Raw genomic sequence first — 12259 nt, forward strand, 5'->3', positions numbered from 1 at the left:
ACACGCCACCCTGGCGCTACCGGGCCACGGGCGGCCCAGGCGAACCGCTCAGCCGCTGTCCGTGTCCGGGAAGAGCACGGCCGCGCCGTGGACCCGGTCGTGTGCCAGGTCCGCCAGCGCCCGGTCAGCCGAGGTCAGCGGGTAGGGAGTGACGGTCACCGCCAGGCGGTGGCGGGCGGCGACCGCCAGGAACTCCGCCCCGTCGGCACGGGTGTTCGCCGTCGTGCTGCGGACGGACCGTTCCTGGAACAGGTGCCGTTGATAGTTCAGCGGTGGGATGTCGGTCAGGTGGATCCCGGCGATCGACAGGGTTCCACCGCGGTCCAGCGCGGCCAGGGCCACCGGGACGAGATCGCCGACCGGCGCGAACAGGACCGCCGCGTCCAACGGCTCGGGCGGGCTGTCGTAGGCGCCGGCGACCGAGGCGGCGCCGAGTTCGACGGCGAGCTGACGGGCCCGCTCGGACCTGGTCAGGACGTGCACGGTCGCGCCCTGCGCGATCGCCACCTGGGCGGCGAGATGGGCGGAGGCGCCGAACCCGTAGATGCCGAGCCGGCCCCCGGCGGGCAGCTCCGCGCGCAGCAGCGCCCGATAGCCCACGATGCCCGCGCACAGCAGCGGCGCCAGCTCGCCGTCGCTGTAGCCGGCGGGCAGCCGGTAGGCGTAGTCAGCGGCCACGACCGCGTACTGCGCATACCCGCCGTCGACGTCCCAGCCGGTGTAGACCGAGGCTGGGCAGAGGTTCTCGGCACCGCGCCGGCAGTAGGCGCAGGTCTGGTCGGTGCCGCCGAGCCAGGCGATGCCCAGCCGGTCGCCCAACCGGATCGGGGGCGCCCCGGCCGCGGCCGTGAGCCCGGGCCCGAGGGCGTCGACATAGCCGACGACCTCGTGGCCCGGCACCGCGCGCCGCCGGCGCGGCGTGAGGTCACCCTCGGCGAGGTGGAGATCCGTCCGGCAGACGCCGCAGGCGGCTACCCGCAGCCGGACCTGGCCGGGGCCGGGTTCGGGTACCGGCGCCTCCACCGCCCGCAGCGGGCCCGCGGAGATCGGCCCAGGGCTGGTCACCTGCCAGGCCAGCACCCTCATCACCTCCACCGGCAGCCCCGCCCGCCGGCCCGCCGACCGGGCGGACGGAAGGCGTGCGTCCGGGAGCGGGCGGGAGGGCGTGTCGTCGGGTCGGTCCGGTCAGACGTTCACGCCGTGGTCGCGGGCGAGACCGCTGAGGTCGTTGTGCCCCTGGCCGACCGCGCGGAACTTCCAGTCCGCCCCGTTGCGGTACACCTCACCGAAGATGACGACCGTCTCGGTGGAGTAGTCCTCGGAGAGGTCGTAGCGGACGAGCTCGGTGCCCGTCTGGTCCACCACGCGGATGTAGGCGTTGCGCACCTGGCCGAAGTTCTGCGCGCGGTTCACCGCGTCGTAGATCGACACCGGGACCACGATCTTGTCGATCTCGGCCGGAACGAGGCCGAGGTTGATGTTGATGGATTCGTCGTCGCCCTCGCCGGCACCGGTGAGGTTGTCACCGGAGAGGGAGATGGCGCCCTCCGGGCTCTTCATGTTGTTGAAGAAGACGAAGTGGCCGTCGGACAGCGCCTTGCCGTCGCTCCGGACCCCGATGGCCGAGGCGTCGAGGTCGAAGTCGGTGCCGGTCGTCGTCCGGGCGTCCCACCCGAGCCCGACGGTGAGCGCGGTCAGCGCCCNGGTTCCCGCCTCGGCGGCCTGCTTCGTGAGGCTGACGTTGCCGCCCTTGGCNAGGCTGATCGCCATGACGAATGTCCTTCCTGAAGGAGCCTTCTAACGCCGACGACCCTCCACACCGAGGAGCATCGGAACAACATGGTCGCTTCCGCAGCCACCCTTGCACACGAAGGCGAACTCATCGGGCAGGCCGTCGGTCGGATGACACTCGTGCCACCGGGGACGGCCCGCGGGCACCCGGCCGGCGACCGGGCGGGCAGCCGAGAGGCAGCCGGCCACCGGCCGGCGCTGAGCGCGACCGGGCAGAAGTGCCACCGACCTCGGTAATCTGGCACCCATGGCGCTCCTGGTCGCGAAGTTCGGCGGATCCTCGGTCGCGGACGCGGATCGCATCAAGCGGGTGGCCGAGCGGATCGTGGAGACCCGGCGGGCCGGCAACGACGTGGTCGTCGTGGTGAGCGCGATGGGTGACACCACCGATGATCTGCTCGACCTCGCCGAGCAGGTGAGCCCGATTCCCCCGGCCCGCGAGCTGGACATGCTGCTCACCGCCGGTGAGCGGATCTCGATGGCGCTGCTCGCGATGGCCATCGCTCAGCTGGGCGCGGAGGCGCGTTCCTTCACCGGCTCCCAGGCAGGCGTGATCACCGACTCGGTGCACGGCAAGGCCCGTATCATCGACGTGACTCCCGGGCGCATCCGCACCGCGCTGGACGAGGGCGCCATCGCGATCGTCGCCGGCTTCCAGGGTGTCAGCCAGGACACCAAGGACATCACCACGCTGGGCCGGGGCGGCTCGGACACGACCGCCGTGGCGCTGGCCGCCGCGCTGCACGCCGACGCGTGCGAGATCTACACCGATGTTGACGGTGTGTTCACCGCCGATCCGCGCATCGTCCCCGACGCCCGCCGCATCGACCGCATCTCCTACGAGGAGATGATGGAGATGGCCGCGTGCGGGGCGAAGGTGCTCATGTTGCGGTGCGTCGAGTACGCCCGCCGATACACCGTGCCCGTGCACGTCCGCTCCTCGTTCTCGTCGAAGCCGGGCACATGGGTGATCGAGATTCCGGAGGCACAGCTCGTGGAACAGGCCATCATCCGCGGCGTCGCGCACGACCTGAGCGAGGCGAAGGTGACCGTCGTGGGCTGCCCGGACAAGCCGGGGGTGGCCGCCGCGGTCTTCCGGGCCGTCGCCGACGCGGACGTCAACCTCGACATGATCGTCCAGGTGGGCTCGGTCGCCGGCTCCGGCCGGACGGACATCTCCTTCACCCTGCCGAAATCGGACGGGAAGACCGCGCTCGCCGCCCTGGAGAAGGTCCACGACAAGATCGGCTTCGATCGCACCCTCTACGACGACCACATCGGCAAGGTGTCCCTGATCGGCGCCGGGATGAAGTCGCATCCGGGGGTGTCCGCGCGGTTCTTCGGCGCCCTCGCCGACGCGGGCGTCAACGTGGAGATCATCTCGACGTCCGAGATCAGGATCTCGGTGGTCGTGCGGGACACGGACCTGCCGGTGGCCGTCCGGGCCGTGCACACCGCCTTCGAACTGGGCGACCCGGACCAGGCCGCGGTCGTGTACGCGGGAACGGGCCGGTGAGCGCCGCCCGCGCATCCCGGCGGGCGGCGGCCCGGCAGGCGATAGGTGGCACACGACCAGCGGTGGACGAGCAGGCGGAGGCAGGACATGAGTGACATCCCCCAGCGCCCTACGCTGGCCGTGGTGGGTGCGACCGGGGCGGTGGGCACCGTGATGCTCTCGCTGCTCGACGAACGCCCGGACATCTGGGGTGAGATCCGGCTGGTGGCCTCGGCCCGCTCGGCCGGGCGCACGCTGCGGGTGCGCGGCGAGGACGTGCCGATCCTCGCGCTGGCCCCCGAAGTGTTCGACGGTGTCGACATCGCCGTGTTCGACGTACCCGACGAGGTGTCCGCCCAGTGGGCTCCGGTCGCCGCCGCGCGGGGCGCCGTCGCCGTGGACAACTCGGGTGCCTTCCGGATGGATCCGGACGTCCCCCTGGTCGTGCCGGAGGTCAACGCCGCCGCGGTGGCGGACCGGCCGCGCGGCATCATCGCGAACCCGAACTGCACCACGCTGTCGATGATCGTCGCTGTCGGCGCGCTGCACCGGGCCTTCGGCCTGGAGTCGATCGTCGCCACGTCCTACCAGGCCGCGAGCGGGGCGGGGCAGGCCGGCATCGACACCCTCTACACCCAGCTTGAGCTCGTCGGCGGTACCCGGGAGCTGGGGCAGGCCGCCGGCGACGTGCGCAAGGCCGTCGGCGAGGAGGGCCTCGGCCCGTTCCCGGCCCCGCTCGCGATGAACGTGGTGCCCTGGGCCGGCTCACTCAAGGACGGCGGCTGGTCCTCCGAGGAGCTGAAGATCCGCAACGAGTCGAGGAAGATCCTCGACCTACCNCAGCTGCGGGTCTCGGCGACCTGTGTGCGGGTTCCGGTGATAACCACACACGCCGTGGCGGTGCACGCTCGTTTCACCCAGCCGGTCACCGCGACGCGGGCCCGGGAAATCCTGGCGGCGGCGCCGGGCGTCGCGGTTCTGGACGATCCGGCCGCGGGCCAGTTCCCGACCCCGGCGGATGTGGTGGGTACGGACCCGACCTGGGTCGGCCGGATCCGTCAGTCGCCTGATGATCCGCAGGAGGTCGCGCTGTTCGTCTGCGGGGACAACCTCCGTAAGGGAGCCGCGCTCAACACCCTGCAGATCGCGGAGCTTCTCGCCGCCCGGTGACGCGCGGCTTCTCGCCGCCCGGTGACGCGCGCCGGGCCGGCCCCACGGGCCGGCCCGCCCGGTCCGATTGCCTCGGCTGCCGCTCGGTCACCCCACGCGGACATCGCGGCACGGATACCGCGCCCCAATGTCGCGGACCGTGACCCGGGCCGCTGTCGCGGAACGTGACCCGGGCGCGGCACGGAACATCGCGGGGCCGCGCCGGGAACGCGATATTTGCGCCACGCAGCATTCCAGGCATCAGCTTTTTCGGTTCCGAGCAATCAACCAGATACTTACCCGGAGACGCTCGGTAAAACCATCCACCTGATGGGAACAGGCCGCATCCGCTATTCGCTCGGCGCGCGGTCACATACCGAATCCCATGACGGGATCAGCTCAGATCCGACACCTGAATGGGCAGCGCGGACCGTGAGCAGGCGGCCTTGGGCGCGAACAACCGACCNAGCCCCCGAGGGATGGCTCGGATGGGACGGCACCGGACAGACCGGAGCTCACTCGCGGGAGCCGCACTCCCGCCTAAAAGCGGTCAGCCCGCCCACCGGAGTGATCCGACGAACGGGCTGACCAACCTTGGTTCTACTGCTACTCGTGGCTCAGACGACGCGGACGGCGTCGGCCTGCGGGCCCTTCTGGCCCTGGGTCACCTGGAACTCGACCCGCTGGCCCTCCTCGAGTGCCTTGTAGCCGTCCATCACGATTGCGCTGTAGTGGACGAAGACGTCAGACCCGCCACCGTCCACGGAGATGAAGCCGAAGCCCTTCTCCGAGTTGAACCATTTCACCGTGCCCTGAGCCACGTGCCGTTCTCCCTGCTGGTGCAGTCAGGACCCGCACCGCGCGGGCCCCGGGCCGAACGCCGCGGCGATACGATTCGCCGCCGCGTTGTTCCGCTGTGTCTCGGTTGAGACACGAACTGACGAACTCCGGCCACGCCTGACGCTACACGCACGCAGCCCCGCGCGGGAGTCCTCCGGCAGAAGAAGTCCACTTCACGGCTCGGCTTTACGAACATCCACTTCCCCGTCCGTTCCCCGGTCCGTTCGCCGGCGCGGTGTGTCACAGTCCACGAGGGGGAAGCCCGCCAGTGGCATGAACGCCACTTCGGAGCCGCCCATGTAACGCGTCCCGCGCACTCACACGAGAGCACTGCCGGGCAACGCCGGGCTCTGCCGGGCAGGGCCTTCACCGGCACCGAGACGCTCGATCGCGGCGGCGATCTCGTCCAGGTCGCTGTCGGTGAGCCGTACCCGCCCGCCNGCCGGGAGCCAGGCATCGATCTGGTCCGGCCGGCGGGCTCCGACGATCGCCGCGGTCACCCCGTCGAAGGACAACGTCCAGGCCACGGCGACGGCGGCCACGGTCGTCCCGTGCCGGTCCGCGATCGGGCGCNGGGCGTCCACCAGGGCCAGGTTCCGCTCCAGCGCGGGCGGGTTGAACGCGGCGGACGTGCGCCGCCAGTCGTCCTGGGCCAGCGACCGGGTGCGCTGCGCCGTCCAGCCGCCGGTGAGCAGACCCGACTGCATCGGGCTGTAGACGATCACGCCGATGTCGCGCATCGCGCAGTACGGCAGCAGGTCGAACGCGGCCAGCCGGTTGACGAGCGAGAACGGCGGCTGCAGGACGTCGACGCCGCCCACCGTCGCCGCCTCCTCCAGCTGGGCCACCGAGAGGTTCGACACCCCCACCGCGTGGATCTTGCCGGCGGCCCGCAGCTCGTGCAGCGTCCCGACCGCCTCCGCGATCGACGCGCCGTCCTGCGGGGGCCAGTGGAGCTGGTAGAGGTCGATTCGCTCGACCCGCAGCCGGCGCAGCGAGGCGTCGACCTCCGCGCGGATCGACGCGGGCGCGCCCACCCGGGCGGGCGGGCGGGCCGGGTCGTTCTCGTCCCACACCAGGCCGCACTTGGTGAACACGTAGGGCCGCTCGCCGGCCGGGATGTCCGCCAGTGCCCGGGCGACCAGTTCCTCGGAGTGCCCGAGGCCGTAGACCGCGGCGGTGTCGATCCAGTTCACCCCGGACCGCACCGCGGCGCGGATCGCCTCGACGGCCTCGGCGTCGTCCTGGTGCCCCCAGCCGTAGGCCCAGTCCGCGCCGCCGATGGCCCAGGCACCGAACCCGACGCGGGTGACGGACATGTCAGTCGTACCGAGCCGGGTGGTGGCCAGCGATTCAGGGGCGGTCATCGGCATCTCCTCGTGGGACGGGCGTTCTCCGGCGGGCGGTGCTGGCCCGCCGCAGGCCGGGCGGCGTCGCGCGGGGGCCACCGGCGCGCAGGGCACCGGCCCGATGCTGCCCGACCCGCGCCGCAACCGCTCGTCAAGGTGTCGGGACACACGCCCGGAGAGTCGCCGCGGGACCGGCGCCGTCCACCTCCGGCACCGCCGCCGGCACCACGCTCGGCACCCGCGGCGGCCCCGCTTCAGAAGAACCAGCGTCGATGCCGGCGCGCGGAGGCGTCCGGCCACAGGTCGAAGAAGTCCCGTTCCGCGGTGCGCGCCCGGTGCTCCTCCAGCCCGAGCAGCACGCCGAGCGTGAACGCGGACGCCTCGCCCGCCTCCTGGGCACGCACTCCCCAGTCCCGCAGCAGGCCGCGGGCGATCGTCGCGTCCTGATGGGTTCCGAGCAGTTCCTGCATCGACTCGGCCAGGCGGGCGAACGCGGCGGCCGGCGCGCCGTAGACCGGGCCCACCGCCTCGGCCGCGTAACGCAGCCGCTTCGCCTGCTTGCGGGCCGAGTGCAGCAGCTGGTCCCGCTCGTACCCGATGGGCAGCGCGGCGGCCCGGGCGACCTTCTTGTTCATCCGCCGGTCGGCCTCGCGCAGCAGGCCGGGCAGCACCTTCTCCGCCGGCTTGCGGGCCAGGCCGGTCAGCGGCGCCCGCACGAGCTCAAGCAGGTCGTCGACGAGCCGGAGGTACCGCTCGCTGCGCAGCATCGCCAGGGCCTGCTCCCGCGCGGCGCTCTGGTCGGCGGCGAGGTGGCCCGCGAGGGCCGCCGCGGCGTCCCCGCGGACCAGTTCGGCCGGCAGGTCGTCGAGCCGCTCGGTGAAGTAGGCGATCTGCACCTCCGCGTCCCGGGCGGCCGACAGCGACCCCGCCAGGTCCCGCAGCTCGCCGTCGAGATGGGCGACGAGGTCGGCGGGGAAGAACGGGGCGAAGGTGCGCAGGGTGCTGCGGGTCCGCCGGCAGGCGACCCGCATCCGGTGCACCGCGTCCGGTGCGTCCAGGCGGACTCTCGGGTCGGTGGCGATCAGCGTCGCGACCTGCGCGATGAGGTACGCGCGGATGACCGTGCCGGCCGGGGTGCGCCGCCGCAGCTTCGCGGCGGGGGGCGGGACATCCGGGCCGGCGCCCTCGGTCAGCGCCGGGCCGAGCACCTGGGCCAGCTTCGACGCCGACGCCGAGCGGTCGGCGCCCGCGGAGGTCAGCAGCCGCTCGACCTCGTCGAGCACGCCGGGATCGCCCGCGCCGAGCTCGACCTCGATCTCCCGCCACTTCTGGACGGTCGCGGCCGGGCCCAGCGTCGTGGCCGACACCTGGTCGTCGACGACCTCGGCCAGGTCGGTGCCGGCCTCGTCGCGCAGGCGGCGGGCCGTCCGCAGGGTGACCAGGCGGGCGACGGGGCGCAGCTGCGCGCCGCGCAGGTAGACGGTGACGAGTTCGGCGAGCTCGGCGGGTACCGGCCCGTCGCCGGTGAGCGGGCGCTGGATCTCGTCCCGCACCCCGGGGCCGACCGGCAGCTTCAGGTGCCAGCCCGCGTCGGCCCCACCGGTGCGCCGGCGAAGCGTGATGCGGTTGCGGGCGAGCCGCAGGTCCTCGGTGTCGTAGTAGACGGCCTCCAGGGTCACCGCGCGCCGGGTGCGGGCCGTGGACACGCCGGGCACCTGGGCCAGGCGGGGGAGCACGAAGCCCGGGTCCACGGAGTACTTGCGTTCGATCTCCCGCACTGAGCCCACGGCGAGCCCCTCCCCCTTGTTGATCGCCCGCCGTCGGGCCGCTGGCCAGGCGATCCGGAGGGCCACCAGCACGACACAGGATCAACGGCACTTCACCGACAGGACGACCGCTGTTTGCCTATTGTTAACCTTAGCTCGGAAGGTTATCGCGGAACGGGAATCCACGAGACCTTTCCGGCCAGCGTTACATAGCCAACGAAGGCCACCGCGTCGATGAGCGTGTGCGCGATCACCAGGGGTAACACCCGGCCGGTGCGCTGGAAGATCCGTCCGAAGAGCAGGCCCATCGCGACATTGCCGGCGAACCCCCCAAGACCCTGGTACAGGTGGTAGGAACCGCGCAGCAGTGCGCTGGCCAGCAGGGCACGGTTCGCGCCCCAGCCCAGCTCGCGGAGGCGGACGAGCAGGTAGCCGGCGACGACCACCTCCTCCGCCAGGCCGTTCTCGGCCGCCGAGGCGATCAGCACCGGGATCCGCCACCAGACATCCGGCAGGTTGGACGGGGCGACCGTGAGGTTCGCGCCGCTGTGCCAGGCAGCCAGGTAGAAGGCCAGCCCCGTCCCGCCGACCGCCGCGGCCAGCGCCGCGCCCCACCCCACGTCCGCCCGAGCGCGGCGCCGGTCCAGCCCGATGGCCCCCGCCCCACCGCCATGGCGTCCCAGCAGGTGGACGACGAGGAACACCGGGACCACAGCGGTCGCGATCGACGCCGCCTGCAGCGCGAGGTCGAGCCAGGGCCGCCCCGGCGCGGCCGACGAGTTCAGCTTCGCGACCTGCGAGCGCACCGACTGCTGGGCGGTGAGCACCCCGAGGTAGCGGATCAGCGCGAACAGGCCGGACGCACCGAACGAGACACCCAGGACGATGAGCACCTCGTTGCGCAGCGACCGGTGGCTCAGCGGTTCCGCGGAGCCGTCCGCCTGCCTGGCCCCGGCACTGGCCCTCGTCACCCGTCGAACGTAGTCGCGCCCGCGGACGCCGCGGGCACCGCGGCCCGGCTACGAGTGGGAGGAGCTGATCTCGGGGCGGGAGAACAGACGGAACAGCATCCACAGCGAGGGGACGAGGACGACCAGCCCGCAGCAGACCGCGATCAGCATCGCGACGATGTTGGCCTCGGGAGCGGCGGCGGAGTCGACCGTCGCCCGACCGAAGACCAGGTCGGGGTACTGCGCCGCGGCCCACCCCCACAGCACCCCGGCGACGGCGAGCCCCGCCGTGATCCGGGCCGCCGTGAACTGGTGCCGCCACAGCGCCAACAGAGAGGCCACCCCGCCGATCGCGGAGAGCGCCGCGAAGGGAACCGACCGGTCGGCGAACCGTTCCGCCACGACCGGCGCCTCGGACCACAGCAGCGGCAACAGGACGGCGGCCAGCAGACCCGAGACGACCGCGCCACCGAGCGCGCGGCGCCGGAAGCCCGACACCAGATGCTCCGTCTCGGGGCTGGCGGCCGCGTCCCGGCAGAGGTACACCGCCGCGAGGAACGCCGTCACGGCGAGCGCGAACAGACCACAGACGATCCCGAAGACGCTCTTCACCGGGGTGAGCGGCGCGCCCTCGGCGACGTCCCCGGTGACCAGGGCGGCGCCGGCCACCCCGAGGGCGACGGGCGTGATGACCGAGGAGACCGCGAACACGTGGCCCCACCAGTGGTCCGGCCCGGCGGCGCCGGAGCCGTACGCGCGGTAGACGTAGGCCGCCCCGCGCAGGACGATCCCGGCGAGCGCGCAGATCAGCGGGATCTCCAGCGTCGAGCCGACGATCCCGAACGCCTCCGGGAAGCCGCTGAACATCATCACCACGACGAAGATCAGCCAGACGTGATTTGCCTCCCAGATGGGGCCGAGCGCGGCGGAGACGAGCCGGCGCTGGTCGGCGGCGTCCCGTCCGCGGGCGAAGAGGTCCCAGACACCCCCGCCGAAGTCGGCGCCGCCGGTGAGGGCGTAGGCGGTGAGGCCGAACACCATCACCACGGCGAGCAGGTCGGCGGCGGTCATCGTGCGTCCCCCTCGTGGCCGGACGGGTCGGTCTGGTGCCCCTCGGACCCGGCTGTTCCGGGCACCGGATTGCCGGGTGCCGGTTTGCCGGGTGCCGCCGCATGCTGGCCGGATATCGACTGGCCGGAGATCGACTGCTCGGGCACCGGCGGGCTCGACCCGGGCTGGTCCGGCACAGGCAGGCCGGGCGCGGGGCGGGCAGGCACCGGACTGCCCGGCGCGGGGCGGGCGTCCGGGATCTCCGGTGCGGTGTCGGTGGCACCGGCCACCTCGTTACCGGCGTTACCGGCGCCGTTACCCACACCACCGAGACCCACACCACCGAGCACCGGCCCGCCGGTCGCCATCCTGCGCAGGATGAGCACCAGGGCGGTCGCGAGGCCGAGGTAGAGCAGAACCGTGCCGGTGAAGATGGCCGGCATGCCCTCGCTGGTCGTGACCGCCTCGTCCACCCGCATCCGGCCGTAGACGATCCAGGGCTGGCGACCGCCCTCGGTCACCTCCCAGCCCGCCATCATCGCCGCCAGCGAGGCCGGCCCCGAGGCGGCGGCCGCCCACAGCCAGGGTCTGCCGGTGGGCAGCAGTGGCCGGTCGCCGCGCCGCCGCCGGAGCAGGACGACCAGCCCGGTCGCCAGCGACAGCGCGATCAGCGCCATGCCCAGCCCGACCATCACGTTGAAGGCCAGGTGCACCTGCCGGGCGTCCGGCCGCTCCTGTGGGGGAACGGCGGCCAGGCCGGTGATCTCGTGGTCGGCGCTGAATCCCTGCATCAGTGACAGCAGGTTGGGGATCTCGATGCCGTGCCGAACCTCACCGGTGGCCTCGTCGTAGAGCCCGCCGATGGTCAGCGGCGCGTGGGTGCGGGTCTCGCCGATCCCCTCCATCGCCGCGAGCTTGATCGGCTGCTCGTTGCCCACCACCCGGGCGGCCCAGTCGCCGACGATGAGCTGAAGGGGCGCACAGACGAGCAGGACGGCCAGACCGACGCGCAGTCCGCGCTGGTGATACGCGTCGCGCCGACCGCGCAGCATGCCGATGGCGTACACCCCCGCGACCAGGCCGCCGGTGCACATCAGCGCTGCCAGCACCATGTGGATGAGCTGATGCGGCGCGGTCGCGGCCAGGAACGGGGCGAAGGGCTCTGCCGAAACGACCTTGCCGTCGACCTCTGTGACGTGGTTCGGGGTGTTCATCCACGCGTTCGCGGTGATGATGAAGAGGGTCGACAACGTTCCGGCGATGGCGATCGGCCACAGCGTCAGCCAGTGCGCGCGGGGCGAGAGGCGCTTCCAGCCGTACAGGTACATGCCGATGAAGATCGCCTCGGTGAAGAACGCGAAGCCCTCCAGCGTGAACGACAGGCCGAGCACACCGCCGTACCGGGCCATGAACGCCGGCCACAGCAGGCCGAACTCGAACGACAGCGCCGTACCGGAGACCGCGCCGACGGCGAACAGGACCGCGAACGCTCTTGACCATTTTCGGGTGAGCGCCAGCCACACGGGGTCGCGGGTGCGGACCCAGCGCCCCTCGACGAACAGCAGGAGCCAGGGCATGCCGACACCGAACACCGCGAAGCAGATGTGGAACGCCAGCGAGATGGCGGTCTGCGCGCGGGCCAGGTCGGTGGATGTCGCGCTCGCGCNGGCCAGGTCCGCGGCCTGTGCGAGCGCATCGACGTGGGAGAGAGCTTCGGCGGCCTGGAGCATCGGGACCTCCTCCACCGGGGGCGGCGGCATGTTCGCCGTGTTCTTCTACATTACGTAGAAGATTCTACGTTCTGTAGAAGATTTTTCGTTGTGAGATCGATGGACCTGACGGATCCGGGGGCAAGAACTTCTACGCGGC

At 72.2% G+C, this 12259-nt stretch carries 9 protein-coding genes and 5 pseudogenes; 3 read left to right on the forward strand and 11 right to left on the reverse strand.

Going from position 1 to position 12259, the window contains the following annotated elements; genetic code table 11:
• Positions 1-48: 48 nt before the first annotated feature.
• From UG55_RS17415 to UG55_RS45480, 3 genes and pseudogenes are all read right to left on the reverse strand, one after another.
• Positions 49-1080, reverse strand: a complete 1032-nt coding sequence (locus UG55_RS17415) for a zinc-dependent alcohol dehydrogenase family protein (RefSeq protein ID WP_066070122.1) — start codon at positions 1078-1080, stop codon at positions 49-51.
• 105 nt (positions 1081-1185) lie between these two features.
• A partial coding sequence (locus UG55_RS17420; RefSeq protein WP_242424668.1) for a TerD family protein occupies positions 1186-1703 on the reverse strand: 518 nt, incomplete at its 5' end.
• Between the two features lies 1 nt (position 1704).
• Positions 1705-1755, reverse strand: a pseudogene (locus tag UG55_RS45480) (hypothetical protein); the annotation flags it as partial.
• 283 nt (positions 1756-2038) lie between these two features.
• On the opposite strand from UG55_RS45480, the gene UG55_RS17425 reads away from it, so the two are divergent.
• From UG55_RS17425 to UG55_RS38330, 3 genes and pseudogenes are all read left to right on the forward strand, one after another.
• Positions 2039-3307, forward strand: a complete 1269-nt coding sequence (locus UG55_RS17425) for an aspartate kinase (protein WP_066070129.1) — start codon at positions 2039-2041, stop codon at positions 3305-3307.
• Positions 3308-3394: 87 nt separating this feature from the next.
• The coding region (locus tag UG55_RS17430) for an aspartate-semialdehyde dehydrogenase (RefSeq protein ID WP_242424669.1) at positions 3395-4125 on the forward strand (731 nt) is incomplete at its 3' end.
• Position 4126: 1 nt separating this feature from the next.
• Positions 4127-4456, forward strand: a pseudogene (locus UG55_RS38330) (Asd/ArgC dimerization domain-containing protein); the annotation flags it as partial.
• Between the two features lie 596 nt (positions 4457-5052).
• Here the strand turns inward: UG55_RS38330 and UG55_RS17435 are convergent.
• From UG55_RS17435 to UG55_RS17460, 8 genes and pseudogenes are all read right to left on the reverse strand, one after another.
• Complete coding sequence (locus tag UG55_RS17435; protein ID WP_006540798.1) at positions 5053-5256, reverse strand: cold-shock protein; 204 nt, start codon at positions 5254-5256, stop codon at positions 5053-5055.
• A 336-nt stretch (positions 5257-5592) separates the two neighbouring features.
• A pseudogene (locus tag UG55_RS38335) lies at positions 5593-5715 on the reverse strand (aldo/keto reductase); the annotation flags it as partial.
• Between the two features lies 1 nt (position 5716).
• Positions 5717-5848: pseudogene (locus UG55_RS38340) on the reverse strand (aldo/keto reductase); the annotation flags it as partial.
• Position 5849: 1 nt separating this feature from the next.
• Positions 5850-6642 (reverse strand): annotated as a pseudogene (locus UG55_RS17440) (aldo/keto reductase); the annotation flags it as partial.
• A 236-nt stretch (positions 6643-6878) separates the two neighbouring features.
• The gene (locus tag UG55_RS17445; protein WP_066070227.1) at positions 6879-8411 is read right to left on the reverse strand and encodes a CYTH and CHAD domain-containing protein; all 1533 of its coding nucleotides are present in this window, start codon (positions 8409-8411) and stop codon (positions 6879-6881) included.
• A gap of 143 nt (positions 8412-8554) precedes the next feature.
• A complete protein-coding gene (locus tag UG55_RS17450) occupies positions 8555-9361 on the reverse strand; it encodes a CPBP family intramembrane glutamic endopeptidase (protein ID WP_066070137.1) in 807 nt (268 codons plus the stop codon).
• Positions 9362-9409: 48 nt separating this feature from the next.
• Positions 9410-10411 carry a cytochrome d ubiquinol oxidase subunit II gene (locus UG55_RS17455; protein ID WP_066070140.1) on the reverse strand — a complete coding sequence of 334 codons (1002 nt, stop codon included), beginning with the start codon at positions 10409-10411 and terminating at the stop codon, positions 9410-9412.
• A partial coding sequence (locus tag UG55_RS17460) for a cytochrome ubiquinol oxidase subunit I (RefSeq protein WP_242424670.1) occupies positions 10408-12056 on the reverse strand: 1649 nt, incomplete at its 5' end. The genes UG55_RS17460 and UG55_RS17455, both read right to left, overlap by 4 nt.
• Positions 12057-12259 lie beyond the last annotated feature (203 nt).

This window comes from Frankia sp. EI5c (genome assembly GCF_001636565.1).
Lineage (GTDB): Bacteria > Actinomycetota > Actinomycetes > Frankiales > Frankiaceae > Parafrankia.

Excerpts from the sequence above, each read along its gene's own strand:
- UG55_RS17425 (WP_066070129.1), top strand. The coding sequence starts at position 2,039 with ATGGCGCTCCTGGTCGCGAAGTTCGGCGGATCCTCGGTCGCGGACGCG.
- UG55_RS17455 (WP_066070140.1), bottom strand. The coding sequence starts at position 10,411 with ATGACCGCCGCCGACCTGCTCGCCGTGGTGATGGTGTTCGGCCTCACC.